At 72.5% G+C, this 17,416-nt stretch carries 13 protein-coding genes; 7 read left to right on the top strand and 6 right to left on the bottom strand.

Translation table 11 applies throughout. From position 1 onward, the window contains the following. Window positions 1-58: 58 nt before the first annotated feature. The 3 genes from VQ03_RS27955 (at window position 59) to VQ03_RS27945 (ending at window position 2,443) form a co-directional block, all read left to right on the top strand. Window positions 59-763, top strand: a complete 705-nt coding sequence (locus VQ03_RS27955; RefSeq protein WP_048454188.1) for a thiamine phosphate synthase — start codon at window positions 59-61, stop codon at window positions 761-763. Between the two features lie 28 nt (window positions 764-791). Further along, window positions 792-1,592, top strand: a complete 801-nt coding sequence (gene thiD / locus VQ03_RS27950; protein WP_048454187.1) for a bifunctional hydroxymethylpyrimidine kinase/phosphomethylpyrimidine kinase — start codon at window positions 792-794, stop codon at window positions 1,590-1,592. Between the two features lie 230 nt (window positions 1,593-1,822). Then, window positions 1,823-2,443: a helix-turn-helix domain-containing protein gene (locus tag VQ03_RS27945; protein ID WP_048454186.1), complete on the top strand. Its 621-nt coding sequence runs from the start codon at window positions 1,823-1,825 to the stop codon at window positions 2,441-2,443. Between the two features lie 402 nt (window positions 2,444-2,845). On the opposite strand, the gene VQ03_RS27940 is transcribed toward VQ03_RS27945, so the two are convergent. The 5 genes from VQ03_RS27940 to VQ03_RS27920 form a co-directional block, all read right to left on the bottom strand. After that, window positions 2,846-3,448 carry an ABC-type transport auxiliary lipoprotein family protein gene (locus tag VQ03_RS27940; RefSeq protein WP_048454185.1) on the bottom strand — a complete coding sequence of 201 codons (603 nt, stop codon included), beginning with the start codon at window positions 3,446-3,448 and terminating at the stop codon, window positions 2,846-2,848. A 119-nt stretch (window positions 3,449-3,567) separates the two neighbouring features. Beyond that, complete coding sequence (locus tag VQ03_RS27935; RefSeq protein WP_048454184.1) at window positions 3,568-4,647, bottom strand: MlaD family protein; 1,080 nt, start codon at window positions 4,645-4,647, stop codon at window positions 3,568-3,570. Between the two features lie 128 nt (window positions 4,648-4,775). Next, a complete protein-coding gene (locus VQ03_RS27930) occupies window positions 4,776-5,612 on the bottom strand; it encodes an ABC transporter ATP-binding protein (protein WP_245292222.1) in 837 nt (278 codons plus the stop codon). 24 nt (window positions 5,613-5,636) lie between these two features. Next, entirely contained in the window at window positions 5,637-6,734 is a 1,098-nt protein-coding gene (locus VQ03_RS27925) for an MlaE family ABC transporter permease (RefSeq protein WP_048454191.1), read from the bottom strand. Between the two features lie 147 nt (window positions 6,735-6,881). After that, window positions 6,882-8,048 carry an MFS transporter gene (locus tag VQ03_RS27920; RefSeq protein WP_048454183.1) on the bottom strand — a complete coding sequence of 389 codons (1,167 nt, stop codon included), beginning with the start codon at window positions 8,046-8,048 and terminating at the stop codon, window positions 6,882-6,884. A 167-nt stretch (window positions 8,049-8,215) separates the two neighbouring features. Here VQ03_RS27920 and VQ03_RS27915 point away from each other — a divergent pair, with 167 nt between their 5' ends. From VQ03_RS27915 to VQ03_RS31195, 4 genes are all read left to right on the top strand, one after another. Further along, the gene (locus tag VQ03_RS27915) at window positions 8,216-9,103 is read left to right on the top strand and encodes a hypothetical protein (protein ID WP_048454182.1); all 888 of its coding nucleotides are present in this window, start codon (window positions 8,216-8,218) and stop codon (window positions 9,101-9,103) included. A gap of 93 nt (window positions 9,104-9,196) precedes the next feature. Further along, complete coding sequence (locus VQ03_RS27910) at window positions 9,197-9,637, top strand: DUF1489 family protein (RefSeq protein ID WP_048454181.1); 441 nt, start codon at window positions 9,197-9,199, stop codon at window positions 9,635-9,637. A 503-nt stretch (window positions 9,638-10,140) separates the two neighbouring features. Next, window positions 10,141-10,524 (top strand): hypothetical protein, encoded by a 384-nt coding sequence (locus VQ03_RS31200; RefSeq protein WP_053078765.1) that lies wholly within the window; start codon window positions 10,141-10,143, stop codon window positions 10,522-10,524. A gap of 16 nt (window positions 10,525-10,540) precedes the next feature. Next, the gene (locus tag VQ03_RS31195; RefSeq protein WP_157064293.1) at window positions 10,541-11,404 is read left to right on the top strand and encodes a phage tail protein; all 864 of its coding nucleotides are present in this window, start codon (window positions 10,541-10,543) and stop codon (window positions 11,402-11,404) included. Between the two features lie 587 nt (window positions 11,405-11,991). Here the strand turns inward: VQ03_RS31195 and VQ03_RS27895 are convergent. Further along, entirely contained in the window at window positions 11,992-17,385 is a 5,394-nt protein-coding gene (locus VQ03_RS27895; protein WP_083468262.1) for an apolipoprotein A-IV repeat region-like domain-containing protein, read from the bottom strand. Window positions 17,386-17,416 lie beyond the last annotated feature (31 nt).

Genomic DNA, 17,416 nt, shown 5'->3' with positions numbered 1-17,416 from the left:
CACCAGGGAAGCGCCCCATGCCCGCACGCCCCCGCCCGCCCGAAGCGGGAGCCCGCCCGTGAAGTCCGAGGGCGGGCACGCGACCGTGCCGGTGGATCTCCGTCTCTACGGCCTCCTCGATGTCGGGGTCTGCGGCGGCGACGCCGATCACCTCGCCCGGATGGCGGCGGAGGCCGCGGCGGGGGGCTGCACCCTGCTGCAATACCGCGAGAAGACGATCTCCAACGCCCGCGAGACCGTCGCCCGCCTGCGCCGGATCCACGCGGCGCTCCAGGGCACCGGCGTGCCGCTCCTCATGAACGACCGGATCGACCTGGCGCTCGCGGCCGGCGTCGAGGGCGTGCATCTCGGCCAGGAGGACCTGCACCCGGCCGACGCCAAGCGCCTCCTGCCGCGCGGCGCGATCGTCGGGCTCACCGTCAAGAACGCCGCGCAGGCCGACGAACTCTACCGCCTGCCGGTGGATTACGCCTGCATCGGCGGCGTCTTTTCCACCACCAGCAAGGACAACCCGGACCCGCCGGTCGGGCTCGACGGACTCAACCGCATCGTCTTCCGGGCGCGGCTCGCCCGCGGCGCCGGCCTGCCCGTCGGGGCGATCGCCGGGATCGACCGCAGCAACGCCGCCGCGACGATCGGGGCCGGAGCGGACGGGATCGCGCTGATTTCGGCCCTGTTCGGCACCGGGCGCGACGTCGAGGCCCGCGCGCGGGACCTGCGCGGCGTGATCGACGGGGCGCTCGCCGCCAGGGGTTCGGCATGAATGGGCTTTGCACGATCGGAGATCAGCCATGATCGCCGTCACGATCGCGGGCTCGGATTCCGGCGGCGGCGCCGGCATCCAGGCCGACCTCAAGACCTTCTCGGCGCTCGGCGTCTACGGCGCCAGCGTGGTGACCGCGCTCACCGCCCAGAACACCCGCGGCGTGCAGGCGATCCACGACGTCGAGCCGGACTTCGTGGCCCGCCAGATCGAGAGCGTCTTCACCGACCTCGACGTGAAGGCGTTGAAGATCGGCATGCTCGCGCGCTCAGCCGTGATCGCCGCCGTGGCCGAGGGCCTCGCCCGCCACGCCGCCGGCCTGCCCCTGGTGCTCGACCCCGTGATGGTGGCGACGAGCGGCGACCGGCTCCTCGCCGACGACGCGGTCGATGCCCTGCGCGGCAAGCTCGTGCCCCACGCCGCCCTGCTCACGCCGAACCTGCCCGAAGCCGCGGTGCTGCTGGGGGAGGGGATCGCCCAGGACGAAGCCGCGATGCTCGACCAGGGCCGGCGCCTGCTGGCGCTCGGGCCCCGCGCGGTGCTGATGAAGGGCGGCCACGCGGCCGGGCCGGAGAGCGTCGACCTTCTGATCGGGCCGGACGACCGCATCCTGCGCCTCGAAGGCCCCCGCATCGAGACCCGCAACACCCACGGCACCGGCTGCACCCTGTCGGCGGCGGTCGCCGCCGGGCTCGCCCGCGGCCTGCCCCTGCCGGAGGCCGCGGGCGCCGCCAAAGCCTATTTGAGCGCGGCGCTCGCCGCCTCGGACCGGATCCGGATCGGGCACGGCAACGGCCCGGTGCACCACTTCCACGCGTGGTGGGCCTGACGCGTCATCCGTGATCGCCCGGCGATGCGGAACGCGGCTCCGCTCAGGCGTGTGGAGCGGTGATCGGCGCGACGTCCGGAGGATTTTCCCGGAAGGGCACCATCCCCCCTGAATCCGCCCGCGCGGCCGCATGAACCCTTGCGCGCTCCCCCCGATTGCGTTTGATGGAGCGTACGGGCGTTCGGAATGCGGAACGCCGCGTGTGATCCAGCGGGGTTCAAGGGCGGGCGATGGGCGTCGAGCGGGGGCGGGAGCGCACCAAGGACCTGGTGACGGGGGCGCAGGTACTGTCGGGGCAGCTCGGCAAGACCATTCAGCGCCTGCGCAAGGCCTATAACCTGTCGCTCTCCGAGCTGGCCGAGCAATCCGGCGTCGCGAAGTCGATCATCAGCCAGATCGAGCGCAACGAGACCAACCCGACCCTGGCGACGATCTGGCGCCTGAGCCAAGCCCTCGACGTCTCGATCGAGCGGGTCCTGGCGACCGGCGACGAGGAACCCTTCATCGAGAAGTCGTCCCGGGCCGATACGCCGATTCTGGTCTCCGACGACGGCCGGATGCGTCTCGCCATCATCGGCTGGATCAAGACCGTCGAGTGGCTGCAATGGTACGACCTCTCCGCCGATTCCGGCGGCGTGCTCGACTCCGATGCGCATCAGCGCGGCTCGGTCGAGTGCCTGTCGGTCACCGAGGGCGAATTCGAGGTCGACGTGGCCGGCGCGGTGCAGCGGGCCCGGGCCGGCGAGACGCTGCGCTACCGATGCGACCGGCCCCACACCGTGCGCTGCGTCAGCGAGAGCACGGGGCGCGCCATCATGGTGGTCATCATGAAGGCGGCGGTGATGGAGTGAGGGCTCGATCCCTCAGGCGGCCCGGCCCATCGTGACGCCGACTTGGGCCTGACGCCGACTTGGGCCTGACGCCGTTTTGGACCGGATCGAACGGGAAGCTGATCCGCTCCTCCGGTTCCGTCTCGATGACACCGGCCATCCGCAACGCATGGAGGTCAGACCCCGCGTCGCGGCCGACCGAGGCACGCCGCGATTCCCATCGACGCGGCGTCATCACGGTCCAGAGCGGCTCGACCGAGGCGAAGGAGATGAACGCGCCCTGCGGCTCCCCGCGGAACGCTGCGCTCGACCGGGCGTGAACCTCCGCGATCCCGGAGACACCGATGGCCACGGTCCTCATGCCGGCGACGGTGCCGCTATGGCATCGAAGGGGCCATCCGCGCCGTGGACGGGCCTCCGCCGCTACCCCCCGGCATTGATCCACCGCACCATATCGGCCAGCACCAGCGACAGCGCCCGGTCGAGGCCGCTCGCCGCCGCCGGGGCGCTCACCTGCGCGACCGGGACCCGGGCCTGGAAGACCTTGGCCGCCACCACGGTGCCGCTGCTCTCCTGGACCAGCTTGGCAGAGAGGTCGACCACCGCCTCGCGGGTGCCGGCATTGATGTCGAAGGCGCGCAGCTCGGTGATCAGCACCGTGTCGGCCGCGACCTTGTCGCCGGGACGGCTGACGGATTTCAGCCGGTTGGCGTTCTCGAGGCTCTGGATCAGCCGGGTCTGGACCAGCCGCGGCAGACGGTCGGCCCACTGGCCGCCGCCGAGATAGGAGACCGCGCCGCCCGGCTCCCGCACGATGATCCGGTCGGCCTCGAAGGGCTGCAGGCCGACCGGCTCCGCCACCACGATCGAGCGCCGCGCCGCGCCGCTGCGGGCGGCCCCCGGCAGGGCGGTGAGGTCGAAGGTGGTCGGCACCGCGCCGCTGCCGCAGGCACCGAGGAGCAGGGCCAGACAGCCCACGGCCAGGAGGCCGGAAGCGTGACGCAGGGAAGAGACCGGGAGGAGCATGGGAGCAGGCGGACCGGAAGGCGGGGCCGGGACGGACCCGGAAGCTTGACCAGAGACGGACGGACAACGCTCCGCCCGGCGCGCGGGAGCAACCGCCGCGGAGCTGCGCTGCAACATGATCAGCGACCGTTGTATTCGGGCAACGACGGCTTGCCGCCGAAGATCACCTGGGACGGGTCGCGTTCGATCTTGCGCACCGCGCTGTTGAGGCTGTTGAGGGTGCGCTGACCGTCGGTCGACAGGGTCTGCACCTCGCGCCGGCCGGCGCCGCTGAGACGGCTGACGCTCTGGGTCAGGGTGGCGGTGCGCTTGTCGAGGTTCTCCGACATGGTGCGGAAGGCCCGGCCCGCCTCGCGGATCGAGACGGCGGCGTCGCGCACCTCCGCGAAGGTGCTCTTGCCGGCATCGCCCGAGGCGGAGCCGAGGAAGCCCTCGGCGCCCTTCAGCACCGCGTCGAGCCGGTCGGCGGAGGCGTTGAGCTTGCCCGCCAGCATCCTCGCATCGTGGATTCCGGCCTGGACGTCCGGCGAGGCGGCGGCCAGAGCCGCCGAGAACGTGTCGGCGTTGTCGATCAGGCTCGCGAGCTTGCGCCCGTCCACCGCCCTGGTCAGGGCGTCGAGGGCCGGCGCGCTGTCGCCCAGCGTCTTGGAGAAGCGCTCGACATTGGCGAGCGTGCGGTTGATCGCCCCCTCGTTGCCGGCGACCACCCGGTCGAGGCGCTGCAGCATGTCGTCGGCGCGCTGCGCGATGGTGCGGGCGGCCGCCATCAGGTCCTGGATGTCGGAGGCGTCGGCGAAGATGGTGGGGACCGGGTCGTTGCCGGTCGGCGCCAGTGGCGGGGCATCGGCGCTGCCGCCGACGAGCGCGATCGAGGCGACGCCGGTCAGCATCGTCATGTCGAGGCGCGCCCGCGTGTCGGCGCGCAAGGGGGTGCCGCGGTTGACCTTGACGATCGCCGTCACCCGGCGCGGATCCTGCGGCAGCAGCCGCACGTCGGTCGCCTCGCCGACCCGGATGCCGTTGAAGGTGACCACCGCCCCCTTGGCGAGCCCGCCGACGCCGCCCGAGAACACGATGCGCACCGGCATGCTTGCCTGGTTCGAGGAGCTGCCGCGCAGCCAGAACGCGAAGGCGAAGCCGAGCGCGATCACCGCCAGCGTGAAGGCGCCGATCAGGACGTTGTTGGCGCGGGTTTCCATGCCTTAACGGTTTCCGTGCTCGTGCGGGGCGAAGGGCAGACGACACGCCAGACGAGACGCCCCTGCGGCATGGCCTAATCTGCCAAGCTTAGGCAAGGCCGGGCGGCCGACGGGTGCGGGAGCGCACATCAGGCGACGCCCTCCACAAGACCGAGGGATGACACCGCCCCGGTCTCCGGCACCACGATCGAGCGGGCGCGCTTGCCGTGGAAGTAGGAGCGCAGCCACGGGTGATCGGAGGCCAGCATGGCGTCGATCGGCCCCTCGGCGATGATCTGGCCGTCGCCGAGCGCCGCGATGCGGTCGCAGGCGGTGTAGAGGCTGTCGAGGTCGTGGGTCACCATGAACACGGTCAGCCCGAGCGTGCGCTGGAGCGTCGCCACCAGCTCGTCGAACTCCCCGGCGCCGATCGGGTCGAGGCCGGAGGTCGGCTCGTCGAGGAAGAGCACTTCCGGGTCGAGGGCCAGCGCCCGGGCGAGCGCCGCCCGCTTGATCATGCCGCCGGAGAGCTCGGAGGGCAGCTTGTCGGCGGCGTCGGGCTTGAGGCCGACCATCTCGATCTTGAGGCGGGCGAACTCGTCGAGCAGCCGCTCGGAGAGCGTCAGGTGCTCGCGCATCGGCACCTGGATGTTCTGCTTGACGGTGAGTGCCGAGAACAGCGCCCCCTGCTGGAACAGCACGCCCCAGCGCCGCTCGATCACCCGGCGCTGGGCGAGCGTCAGGCGGTCGACATCCTCGCCGAACACCTCGATCGTGCCGGAGCGCTTCGGCACCAGGCCGAGGAGGGTGCGGGTGAGCACCGACTTGCCCTGGCCCGACGGCCCGACGAAGCCCAGGATCTCGCCCCGGCGGATATCGAGGTCGAGACCCTTGAGCACCGTGCGGTCGCCGAAGCCGACCACGAGGTCGCGCACGCGGATGATCGCGTCGTGGCCCGGAGGTGCAGGGTGGGTGGGAGCTTGGATCGGCAAGGGGTGGGGTCGCCTCGATCAGAAGTCGATGGCCGCGAAGAACACCGCGAAGAGTCCATCAAGGACGATGACCATGAAGATTGACTTGACGACTGAGGCGGTGACGTGGCGGCCGAGCGACTCGGCCGAGCCCTGGACCATGAAGCCCTCGACCGAGGCGATGATGCCGATGATGAGCGCCATGAACGGCGCCTTGATCAACCCGATGGCGAGGTGGCGGAAGCCGATCGCGTTCTGCAGCCGGAACGTGAAGGCCTCCAGCGACAGGCCGCCGTAGAGGAACGACGTGAGGGCGCCGCCGGCGAGCGCCGCGAGGTCGGCCAGGAAGGCGAGGAGCGGCAGGGCGAGCATCAGGGCGAGGATGCGCGGGACGATCAGGATCTCGATCGGGTCGAGGCCCATGACGCGCAGGGCATCGACCTCCTCGCGCATCCGCATCGAGCCGATCTCCGCCGTGAAGGCCGAGCCGGAGCGCCCCGCCACCATGATCGAGGTCAGCAGCACCCCGAGCTCGCGCAGGGTCAGGATGCCGATCATGTTGACGACGTAGGTCTGCGCGCCGAAGCGCTGCAGCTGGATGATGCCCTGCTGGGTGACGATGCAGCCGACCAGGAACGAGATCAGCATGATGATCGGCGCGCCGCGCAGCGCGATCTGCTCGACCTGGTTGATGAGCGCCGGGCCGCGGAAGCTGCGCGGGCGGGCGAGCACCCGCAGGCAGCCCGCCACCACCTCGCCGAGGAAAGCCAGGCCGGACAGGCCCTCGCGGCCGAGGCTGCGCATCCCGGATCCCAGGCTCGCCACCGGATCGAGGGGATGGAAGCGCCGCCGGCGCGCGGCCGGCGCCGCCTCCCGGTAGGCGACCTCGCGCAGGAGGATCAGGTGCTCGGGCGCGGCGCCCGCATAGGCCGTCCCCGCGGGAAGGGCGGCCCGGGTCCGCTCCAGCACCCAGGCGCCGAGCGTGTCGAGGCGGGCGAGGCCCGAGAGGTCGATGACGACGGGCGAGCCGGCGGCAGGACTGGCGGCCGCCAGCATCTCGGCGGCGGCGGCCTCGACGGCGGGGGCCTGGTCGGCGGTCCAGCGACCGGCGAGGCGCGCGGCGAGACCCTCGCGCACGCGCTCGACCGCGACGCGGGCCGGATCGGCCCCCCGCGTGATGGGTGCGGTCGGCACGGGCCGGCCTCCCTCGTTCACCAGAAATCCCCTCGGGCCGGTCCTATACCCCGGCATGCTAACAATTCGCAAACCATGGCGCGCCGCATCTCAGCGTCGGGCGGCGCGCGCCGCGGCCAGCGTCAGGGCGAGGCCGAGCCCGGCCACCGGCAGCATCAGCCCGAAGGCGAGAGGGCCGCCGCCGGCCCGGTAGGCCGCCCCGCTCGCCAGGGTGGCGGTGGCCGAGGCGAGGGCGGCGCAGGCCGCGTAGGTGCCTTGCGCGGCGCCGCGGCCGCCCTCCGGCGCGAGGCGCGACAGGGCCGCCATGGCGCCGAGCTGCGTCGCCCCGAAGGTCAGGCCGTGCAGCACCTGAAGCGGCACCACCAGGGCCGGCAGGCCGGCCACCGCCAGCAGCCCGGCCCAGCGCAGCAGCGCCGCCGCGGCCCCGAGGCCGAGGAGCCGGAACGGCGCGTCGCGCAACCAGGCGATGCGGCCGATCACGGCGAAGAACGCGATCTCGGCGACGACGCCGACGCCCCAGGCGAGCCCGGCCGTCGCCGGCGCCAGGCCGAGGCCGACCCAGTGGATCGAGCCGAAGGCGTAGACCGCCGCATGGCTCGCCTGGATCGCCGCGCCGGCCGCGATGGCGAGCCACAGGGCCGCCGGCAGGCGCACCCGCCCGGACGCGCGGGGGCGCGGGGGACCGGCCCCGGCCCGGCGGAGCAGGAAGGCGGCCCCGCAGGCCGAGGCGAGCTCCAGGGCGGCGAGGAACCCGGTGATGCTGCCGGTCCCGACGATGCCGAGGAGCCAGCCGCCGAGAAGGGTCGCGGCGAGGAAGCCGAACGACCCGCCGAGCCGGATCCGGGCGTAGTCGAGGCCCGGGCTTCGCCGCACCGCGGCCAGGCTCTGGTAGTCGAGGCACGGGACCAGAGGCGCCCCGCCGACCGCGTTGAGGATGATCAGGCCGGCCAGGACAGGCCAGCCGAGGGCGGCGGCAGCCGGCATCAGCGCGTAGGTGGCGGCGAGACCGAGGCTGCCGGCGACCATGAGCGTGCGCGCCGGGACCCCGCGATCGATCAGGCCGACGAGGGGCGCCGTGACGGCGATCCGGACCAGGATGGGCAGGGCCACCATGACCCCGATCAGGTCCGGCCCGAGGCCGAGGCCGGACAGCCAGAGCGGCATGAACGGCATCGCCACGCCGATGCCGGCAAAGACCGCCGCATAGAGCAGGGCGAGGCGCGGGCCGTCGCCGAGGGAAAGCGGGGGAGGCGGCACGGAGACCTGGAACCGGGGATGGCCGGGGCGCGGACCGAATCAATCCGCCCGTGGTTGGCCTCGCGTAAGCCGCCGTTAACGCCGGGATGTCAAGCGTAAACACCGATACGCCTCCGGGCAACACCGCCGTGCCGTGGCTTCGGCGCGGCGATGACAGGGCAGGTGAGATGGCCGGGACCCCTTCGCTTCCCGCTCCGCGGGAGGAGTACGACGTCATCGAGAGCGCGATGCTGGAGACGGCGCGGGGGCGCTGGTTCCTGGGCGAGTACGCCAGGCGCAACCGCTCCGCCGATACCGACGTGCTGCTGCAGGCGATCGGCCGGCTCGAGAACGCGGTGGTCGGCGAGCGCGGCCCCTCCGGGATGGAGCGCCTGCGCTTCGACCTGATCGAGATGGCCAAGGCGATCAGCCGCACCAAGTCGGAGATCGCGGCGATCCACACCCCCGACCAGGACCAGAGCCAGCTCGGTGCCGCCTCCGAGGCGCTGGACGGGATCGTGCGCACCACCGAGCGCGCCACCTCCGACATCCTCCAGGCCGCCGAGGAGGTGCAGGAGGTCGCCTGGACGCTGCGCGAGACCGGGGCCGACAGCCGGGTCTGCGACCGCCTCGACCAGAACGCGACCCAGATCTACACCGCCTGCTCGTTCCAGGACCTGACGGCGCAGCGTACCAGCCGCATCGTCAACACCCTGCGCTATCTCGAGCAGCGCCTGACCGCGATGATCGAGATCTGGGCCAGCGAGGACGACCCGCCGGCGCCGGCCGCCCAGTGGGCCGAGATGCCGGAGACCACCCTGGACCAGGACGACGTCGACGAGATCGTGGCGACCGGCAAGGGCCGGGAACGGGGCGAGGGCCGGGACGACGAGCCGGCACAGGGCCCGCGCCTGCGCCTCGTCGAGCCGGCCGCGGCCGAGGACGATCTCGCTTTCGTACCGGTTCGCGAGGAGCCGACCGCGGAGGCTGAAGCCGATGACGCGCTGGCGCTCGAAGACGCCTTCGCGGAGATCGACGACCTCGGCCTCGACGAGAAGCTCGCCCGCTTCACCTGAGGCGCGGCGTCCGGGCGCGGCAATCCGCCCTTGCGCCGCCCAGATTGCCTCGCAGGGAAGCCGTCACCCTGCTCGTTCCAAGCCCCGGCCGCGATGTCCCTGCACCTCCTCAAGCTCTGCGTCGGCTGCGAGTCCATCGCCGACCTCGAGGAGTGGATCGCCGCCCGCCGGGCCGAGGCCACGCGCCAGGGCCGCCCGCACGAGCAGGCCCACATCACCCGCATGATCCCGAAGCGCGGCGACGAGATCGTCGGCACCGGCTCGCTCTACTGGGTGATCCGCGGCCAGATCGCCTGCCGCCAGCCGGTCTTGGCCATCCGCCCCTTCACCGATGCCGAGGGCGTCGGCCGCTGCCGCCTCGTCCTCGATCCGGAGGTCACCCCGGTCGAGCCCAGGCCCTGCCGGCCGTTCCAGGGCTGGCGCTACCTCGCGGCCACGGACGCCCCGCGCGACATCTCCCGCCACGCCGCCGGCGACCTCGCGGCGATGCCGGAGGCGATGCGACGGGAACTGGCGTCGCTGGGCCTGCTCTGACGACACGCGCCGCAGCCCATTGCCCGGCGCCGTGCGGCGCGGACCGTGACGGGCAATCCCGCATCCAGATCGCCGCGCCCCCGGGCGGATCCGTTCGATGATGCCGATGAGGCTGCGCCGCCGCGGCGTCCGCCTCGGTCACGGCGCGTCGAAGCCGCCGCGCGACGACCCGTGTTCTGCCCTTTCCGACCCGGAACGCGTGTGCAGGAGACGACTGTCATGGAAAGATATTACAGATCCGTCTCAAGCAAAGGTGAGACATTACCCTCTCTTCAACGTCGATTATCAGGAGTTCATTTTATCTATATGGTCTTGAACGGCGGCATGATATTTCGCTAAACACTTATCAGTTTTGTAAGTTCATATTTTTGATGGCCGAGTAACATTTCTGTAGACTTTGCATGACGCAGATGTCATAAATATTATGGTAATAAAATCCGCATATGGTAGACGTTGCTCACCCCTCAAGTGATGCGCTTCATTTATAACAATGAGAATATATCATGAGCACCGATCATAGCGGCATTGTTTATCTGCAGAACGATTGGGGCGTGGACCTCGCTCAGCTCACGATTCGGCATCGCCGCAGCAACGACCCGGATAAGCAGGAAGAGCAAACATTCTACAACGTCGTGGCAGGCGACAGTGTCGGCCCCATGGCGATCACCTATACGACCGGCGCCGGAAGTCCGTTCGATTACTGGTGGGTCAAGTTCGTGACGCAGAACGGCAGCACCTTCGACTGCAAGGACAATTTTTACTGTTCGATCAGCTCCGACGATGACGGCCGCGTCATGCTTCGGCTGGATGGGTCCGACAGTGAACTCTACGTGAGCTTCAGCAGCTCGAGCGGATGCTCCGTCGGCATCAGCCAGATCGAAGGATAAGCCGCGCGATTGCGTCGTGATCGCAGCCAAACCGCTGCAATCGGCGGTCTGGCTGCCCCCACTGCTTCATCTGCCTCTCGAAAGAATGACCATGCCGTCGATCACGAAGACGATGAAATCGGTCCTGTTGGCGAGCGCAACATCGACACCTATCCTGGCCAGCCTGTGCCTGCCAAGCATCGCAGACCAACCGACGATTTTTTATGTCGGCGAAATCAAAACCCTCGCCTCGCCCGCCTGTCCTGCGAATTTTCTGCCGGCGGCTGGTCAGGTCGTCAACATAAGCGACTACCCCAACCTTTTCGCGGCCATCGGAGGCGCCTTTGGCGGTGATGGCCGCGCGACCTTCGGGATACCCGATCTTCGCAAGCGAGCCGCCATCGGCACGGCGGCCGACATGCCGTTGGCGACGGCGACCGGCGCGTCGAGCGTCACGCTGACCGCCGACCAAGTTCCGCTCGTCTCGCATGACCATGCAGCGACCTTCGCGCCGGTTACCGGCAACGTCATGGTCACGATTCCAGCCACGCCCGGCACGCTGACCGTGACGCCGCAACTGCTGGTGAAGAAGAAGGCCGGAGGCGTGAACGTCCAGGACGGTTCCTTTCTCTCGCAGGGTGGAGTGGGTCAATCCAGCGCCCCGATCTACCTCCCGTCCTCGGACACGGCAGATACTGCCAAGCTGGGCGGCCTGAGCGCCGAGGTCGCCGGCCTCGCGGCCACCGCTGCCAACAGCATCCAAGTGCCCACGGTGACAGGCGGCACCGTGACGGTCGCGCCCAAGGCCTCGGATGCCCAGGCTCCCGTCTCGATCCAGTCGCCGGCCTTGGCGATGACGGTCTGCATCGCCGTCAACGGGCTTCTGCCCACTTCCCATTGATCCCGGACGCCTGGCACCGCAGGCGTGTGATCGGCCTGACCGGACGGGGCGGCGGGATCGTCACCACCGCCTTGGAGACGGCAGCGCGCACGCGCCGCGTCGGTTGCGGCCCATCCGACCGGGAGCATCGTCCGCGGCCCGAGCACTGGCGACCCGGATCGCAGGACATGCCTTCGGCCTGCCGCATCGCCGCCCCTCGCGCCACCTCCCACCAGACTGTCGGAACCGTGCGGTCCTCATGGCATCGCGCCTTCGCACCGGCGTATCGATGCGAAGGCGCGCCGGCACCGGGCGCTCCGAGGCGGGAGCCGGCAGCGTCGCGCCTTTGCCCATGACGGTACGGTCCAGGCCGGCGCGCGATCGTCGGGCGCGGCAGCCTGCGGCCGAAAGGCCGAGCAAGCGGCGGTTCCGTCGCTCTCGGGTCTGCCCATGAGCGCGTCGTTCCATCGGCATCGAAGGGCGGCGAACCCTGCGGCACAGGCCGGGATCGTCGAAGCGGAACGGTCTCCGCCCACAAGAAAGGCTCCCTCCGGTCCTGCGGGACCGGAGAGAGCCTTTTTCGCGTCGGGGCGGGCGCCCCGGGGGGCTCACGCCCCCTCGAACCGCCCGCTGGCATGGGCCAGCATCGTGTAGACCTTGCCGCTCTCCGAGGTGAGGTAGGCGTTGGCCCGACGCGGGTCCTTGTCGGTGCGGGAGACCTCGCCGAGCAGGCGCTCGAACTCCCGCACGTAGTGGTCGACGGTGCGGCGGAAATCCGGCTCCGCGCGGTAGCGGCGGCGGATCTCGTCGAAGGTCTGCTGGCCCTCCGCCGTGTAGAGCCGGCGGGTGAACAGGTCGCCTTCGCCGCGCCGGTAGCGCTCCCACAGGTCCACCGCGGCCGCGTGCTCGATCATCCGGGCGATGTTGCTCGAGATCGAGTCGATGGCCGCCGCGCCGGCCCTGTCGGCGGCGGGCTCGGCGCCCTGGCGGGATTCCGAACCTTGGCGGGACTCAGCACCCTGGCGGGACTCAGAACCCTGGCGGGACTTGGCCTTGCCGGTCGCCGACCCCTCCTCGTCGTCCTGCGAGGCGCGGGTGAGGAGGTCGGAGAGCCAGCCGCCCGACCCGGAGGCGGGGAGGGGGGCGTCGCGCCGGGCCTCGCCCGCGGGCCGGTTCGCGCCCTGCGGCGCGGCCGGACGGGACGGGCCCTGGGCCGGCTGGCTCGCGGCCGGAGCCGGAGGCTTGACCGGCTGGGCCGCCTTCGGGGCCTGGACCGGAGCCTTGGCGGGCTGGACCGGGGCCTGCGGCCGCTGGGCCGCGGGTGCCGGGACCGCCGGGGCGGCACGGCCTCCTTCCGCGGCGCGGGGCTGCGCCACGTCGACGGCGCGAGGCGAGCGCGAGACCAGGGCCGAGAGCTCGTTCAGCGCCTTGATCTGCTCGGCCACCACCCGGCGCATCTCGCCGGTGGCGTCCTGTGCCTCCTGCGGGATGGTCACCACGCCGCGCTGCAGGTCGCCGCGGATCTCCTCCAGGGTGCGGCGGATCTCGGTCGCCATGCCGCGCATGGATTCCACCGTGCCCTGGAAGCGCTCGGCGGCGTCGCCGAAGGCCTCGCGCATCTCGCCCGAGGCGCCCGCCACCGCCTGGCGGACGGTTTCGGCCGCCCGCTCGCCCTCCTGGCCGGTGCCCGCGCGCAGGCGCTCGAACGCCTCCGTCACGGCGCTGCCGGCCTGGCGGGCGCTGGCCTCGATCTCGCGGCCGAGGGCCTGGGTGCGGGCCTCGATCGTCTTGAGCGTGGCCTCGACCCGGGCGCCGACACCTTCCGTGGCGGCGGACAGCGCCGCCGAGCGGGCGTCGATGCTGCCGAGCAGGGCGTCGATCTCCGCTTGGCGCTCGCCGAGCGAGGCGTTGACCCGGCCCTCGGCGCCCTCGAGGGCACCGGCGGCTGCCGTGAGGTCGCCGATATGCTGGCGGGCGGTCTCGGTCAGAGCCTTGCCGCGGGCATCCAGCGTCGCGGCGAGGCCCGCGGCCTGGCGGAGCGCACCCGTCGCCGCGCCCTGGAGCGCGCCGACCTGCTCCGCGACCCGGTCCGAGGCCTTTCCGGTCTCGGCCGCGATCTCGGCGAGTGCGGACTGGATCTCCTGCACTCGGCCGGACAGCCCGCCCTCGATCGCCGACAGGTTCTCGCCGGACTTGCCGATGAGCTCCTGCAGGGCGCCGCAGGCGGCCTCGATGCGGCCGATCAGGCCGCCGAGCTCGCCGCCGAGGCGCTGGTTGACCTGGGTCAGGGCCTCGACTGCCCGGGCCGCGCCCTGGTCGGCCGCCCGGCGCAGGGTCTCGGCCGCCTCGGAGGAGAGGGCCGCCAGCGTCTCGGCCCGCTCGCCGAGCGCCGCCACGGCGCCGCCCATGCCCTCGGTCACCGCCCGCTCCAGCGCCTCGCTGCGCTGGGCCAGCACCGCCACCAGCTCGCTGCCGGGGCCCTCGACCAGGCCGCGCAGCTGCGCCACCTGGCGGTCGAGCCCCTCGACCGTCTCGCCGCTCGCCGCGAGGGCGGCCACCAGGGCGCCACCGCGCTGGTCGATGGTCCGCTGCAGCGAGGCGGTCGTCGCCTCGAGCGTCTGGCCCAGGGCCCCGCCGCGCTCGTCGACGATCTGGCGCAGGGTCTCGACCTGCGCGGCGAGGCCGCGATTGAACTCGCCGCCGCGCCCGTCGATCGCCTGGGTCAGGTCGCGGGCGGTCTCGGCCAGCGCCCGGGTGAGGGTGGTGCTGCGCTGGTCGATCAGCGCCGCGAAAGCCGCGGCGCGGCGGTCGAAGCCCGAGCTGAGCTGGGCGCTGCGCTCGTCCACCGCCGCGGCGAGCGCCGCGGAGCGCTCGTCCATGGCGCCGTGCAGGCTCGCGACCCGTTCGTCGAGGGCCGCGGTGAGCGCCGCCGTGCGGGCGTCGACCAGGGCCGCGTAGGCGTCGCTGCGGTCGTCGAAGGCATCGGCCAGGGCCTCGCCGCGGGCCGCCACCAGGGCCGCGAAGGCGCGCATCCGGCCGTCGATGCGGGCCGTGAAGGCGGCGCTGCGCTCGTCGACGCTGCCCGAGAGGGCCTCGGTGCGGGCCTGCATGAGGGCGGCAAGTTCCGCCGCCTTGGCATCGACCAGCATGCCGAAGGCGGCCGCCCGCTCCTCGACCGTGCCGCCGAGGGCCTCGATGCTCGCCCGCAGGCGCTCGGCCACCGCCTCGCCGCCGGCATCGAGCCGCTGGCCCAGGGCCTCGACCTGCCCGCCGAGCACCGCGTCGAGGGCCGCACGGCTGCGCTCGAGGGCCGTCGACAGCTCGGCCACGCGGGCGTCGAGCAGGGCGGTCAGCGCGGCGCCGCGGCCGTCGAAGGTCTCGACGAGGTCGCTGTTGCGCGAGTCGAGCAGGCCGGCGAGCGCGTCGCCGCCGCTGCGGATCGTGGCGGCGAGCACGTCGATGCGCTCCTGCACCCGCCGCGCCAGGACGTCGCCGGCGCCGGTCAGCTCGGCGAGTGCCCGCTGGCGGCCGTCGATCAGCCGCACCAGGTTGCCGCCGCCCTGCTCGATCGTGCCGGCAATGGCCTCCTCGCGCTCGCGCAGCAGGGCCGCCAGGGCCTCGACGCGGTCGGTGAGGGTCCGGGCGAGCGCCGTCCGGTGCCCGTCGAGGGCGTCGCCGAGGCCGGCCTGGCGCTCGGCCAGGAGGCCGGACACCGCCTCGGCGCTGCGCGACACGGCGTCACCCAGGGTCGCGACGCGGGATTCGAGCAGGCCGGCGGCCTCCTCGCCCCGGGCCGCGATCAGGCCCGCCAGGGCCTCGCCGCGATGGTCGAGGCTGGTCTCGAGCGCCTGGGTCCGGGCGTCGATGAGGCCGGCGAGCGCCTGGGCGCGGGCCTCGACCGCCTCGGCGAAGGCCGCACCGCGGCTCTCCACCAGGTGGTCGAGGGCGGCGAGGCGATCGTCGAACAGGCCCGAGAGGGCGCGGGTGCGGGCATCCAGCGTGCCGACCGCACGGCCGACCCGCTCCTCCAGGGTGGAAGCCAGGGTGTCGCCACCCTGCGCCAGCACGCCGCGCAGATGGCCGACCCGGTCGTCCAGGACCGCCCCGAGGGTGCCGGCCTGATCGTCGAGAACCTGGCGCACCGCCCCGGCGCGCTGCTCCAGCGCCTCGCCGAGGGCGCGGATGCGGTCGTCGAGGCCGGCATGGAGCGCGTCGGCCTGGCCGTCGAGGAGGCGGCGCAGGGCGGCGGCCTGCTCGTCGATCAGGCCGCCCAGCGCCCGCAGCCGGTCGCCGAACACGCGCTCGACCTGGGTCTCGCGCTCGTCGAACAGGGCGGCGAGAGCCGTTCCGCGCTCGCCAACGACGGTCTTGAGGCGGCCGGAGCCCTCGGCGAGGATCCGGTCGGCCTCCTCGATCGTCCCGCGCAGGGAGCCGAGCAGGGCCTCGCCGCGCTGGCCGAGGATGTCGGAGAGGGCGGAGCCGCCGCGGTCGAACAACCGTGCCAGCTCGGTCATGCGGCCGGCGAGCGAGCCGAACATCGCCCGCCCGCGCTCGTCGATCTCCTGGGCCATGGCGGCGGTGCGCTCGTCGACGAGGCGCGCCAGGGTCTCGGTGCGGCCGTCGAAGGCGGCGCGGATCGCCTCGGCCTTCTCGGCGAGGTCGCGGGTGGCTTCGCCGCTGTGGTTCTCCACGAAGGTGACCAGCTCGCGGGTGCGGGCGCCCAGCTCCTCGTCGAGGCCGCGGGTGCGGCTCTCGATCAGGCGCAGAGCCTCCTCGGCCTTGAGGCCGAAGGTCTCGTCGACGATGCGGCCGCGCTCGTCGAGGGCCTGGGCCAGGCCTTCGAGGCGGGCGATGACGCGCTCGTCGAAGCGGGCCGCACCGGCATCGAGGGAGCGGGTCAGCTCCTCGGTGCGGCGGCCGAGCTCGTCGCCGATCTCGCTCACGCGGGCCGTCAGCGTGTCGCTCATCGCCTGGCTGCGGGCGGTGATGGCGCGGGCGAGCTCGTCGGCACGGCCGTCGAGGGCCTGGGCGACCTCGCGGCCGCCCTCGGCCATCACCCGGGCCATCTCGCCGGCCCGCACGATCAGGGCCTCGTTCAGCGCCGTGGCGCGGGCACCGATATGCTGGTCGACATGGGCGACCATGGTGCTGAACGTGGCACTGATCTCGGCGGTGCGCTTGGCGGAGCGATCCTCCAGCGCCCCGAGCTGCGCCTCGACGGCCTCCCGGGCCTCGCGGGTGCGCTCGGCGATGGTCTCGGCCACGGCGCGGCCCTGGACCGAGATGAGGCGATCCATCTCCTCGAGGCGGCCGGAGACGCTCTCGGTGAGGTGGTGGGTGTCGCGGGAGATGCGGTCGGCCAGGATGTCGCCCCGGGCGATCGCGTCCTGGAGCGCCGCGAGGCGATTGGTCAGCACCTCGTCGATCGCGCGGCCGCCATTCTCGGCGGCGCTCGCCAGCGCCGTTCCGGTCTTCTCCAGGGCGTCGTTGACCCGCGCGCCCTGGCTCGCCACCGCCACGACGATGTCGCGACCGGCCGCGGCGAGACGGGTTTGGGTCTCCTCGGCGTGCCGGCCGATCATGTCGGTCAGCGCGCGGCCATGGCCGTCGAAGGCGCTCCCGACCTCGGACAGGCGGGTGTCGAGGGCTCCGGTGGTGCTCTCGGCGGCGAGCGCGAGGGCCGCCGCGACATCCTCCGCCTGGCGCGTCAGGTGCTCGACCGCGCCGCGCAGCGTCGCGTCGGTGGTCTCGGTACGCTCGGCCACCAGGCGGCCGGCCGCCTCAGCTGCCTGGGCGAAGGCGGAAGCCGCCGCCAGGGTCCGCGCGTCGAAATGCCCAGTCGCCTGTTCGGCGGCGGCGGCAATCGCCGCGGCCACTTCCTCGGCCCGCCCGGCCAGACCCTCGACCGCGCCGCGCAGCGTCGCGTCGGCCATGCTCGCGCGCTCCGCCACCAGACGGCCCGCCTCTTCCGCAGCCTGCGCGAAGGCCGATGTCGCCGCCAAGGTGCGGGTATCGAGGGCGCCGGTCGCCGTC

This window comes from Methylobacterium tarhaniae (assembly GCF_001043955.1).
Taxonomy (GTDB): Bacteria; Pseudomonadota; Alphaproteobacteria; order Rhizobiales; family Beijerinckiaceae; genus Methylobacterium; species Methylobacterium tarhaniae.
The sequence above is the reverse complement of the archived record's forward strand: the minus strand, read 5'-3'. Positions and strand labels throughout refer to the sequence as shown.